The sequence below is a fragment of the Peteryoungia wuzhouensis genome, from assembly GCF_003205195.1.
GTDB classification, from domain to species: domain Bacteria; phylum Pseudomonadota; class Alphaproteobacteria; order Rhizobiales; family Rhizobiaceae; genus Allorhizobium; species Allorhizobium wuzhouense.
In genome coordinates this window covers 1-1,058 of record NZ_QJRY01000026.1, presented here as the reverse complement: position 1 = coordinate 1,058, position 1,058 = coordinate 1, and the positions used below count along the sequence as shown (strand labels likewise).

1 protein-coding gene is annotated in these 1,058 nt (G+C 60.1%); it reads right to left on the bottom strand.

The genetic code is table 11. The annotated features are described in order from the left end of the window. Positions 1 to 16 precede the first annotated feature (16 nt). Positions 17 to 960, bottom strand: a protein-coding gene (locus DMY87_RS23950) for an IS630 family transposase (protein WP_165826447.1) whose coding sequence is annotated in 2 segments (ribosomal slippage) — positions 17 to 636 and positions 636 to 960 — 945 coding nt in all. Because the reading frame shifts where the segments join, the coding sequence is not laid out codon by codon here. Positions 961 to 1,058: the final 98 nt, after the last annotated feature.

Below are 1,058 nucleotides of genomic sequence, written 5' to 3'. Positions count from 1 at the left end.
CTAGAGCACGTCCACTTTACTCGGGGTCATATCCGCAGGATTTGAAGTAGTTGGCGCATTCCTTCGGCTCGAACAGCGCAACGATCTGGCCGGCCGTATTCCATAAGCCGTCGACCGTTCTCTCGGCTTTGGCGCGCAAGACAGCCTTCAGCTTTGCAAATGCCTTCTCGATGGGATTGAAGTCCGGACTGTAGGGCGGGAGATAGAGCAACCGGCATCCGGCACCTTCGATTGCATGACGCACGCCCTCCGCTTTGTGTGCGGGCAAGTTGTCCATGATGACGATATCGCCGGGTGCTAAGGTTGGTAGGAGAACCTGTTCGACATAGGCATGGAATGCGACGCCGTTCATCGCGCCGTCGAGGACCATGGGTGCGGTCATGCCCGAAAGCCTGAGTGCGCCGGTGAATGTCGTCGTCTTCCAGTGTCCATGCGGGATCGGTGAGCGGCATCGATCTCCGCAAGGGGCTCGTCCGCGAAGCCGCGACATCTTCGTGCTCAGGCCGGTTTCATCGATGAAGACGAGGCGCGCTGGGTCGAGGTCGAGCTGGCCGTCAAACCAGTCCTGGCGACGCTTCAGGAGCTCGGGACGCTCCTGCTCCAGTGCATGGGCGGTCTTTTTTTGAAAGTCCAGCCGTGCCTTCGCAGCCAGACGTCGAGCGCGCTGCGGCCGATCGATACGGCTCTCTCCTCACGCAATCGCAGAACCATCTCGTTGAGCGTGATGTCCTTCGCCTCTTCGATCATCCCGACGATAAAGTCCTCTTGGGCATCAAGGCGCGAGCCGCCGCGTCGGCCCTGTTTTGCAGGTGACAACCGGCCAGCCCGCGCACTCGCAATCCAGGCGATCGCTGTCGAAATACCGATCCCAAATCGGGCCGCCGCTGCGCGCGCCGACATGCCATCCTGCGACGCTGCCAGAACGCGGCTACGCAGATCATCACTGAAAGCCCGGGTCATATCGCCTCCGACCAAATCACCAGTCGGAGCAATGGAATCAGAATTCCGCACCCAAGGGAATCATCAACACGATTCCGCGTTCAATGGACGCGCTCTAG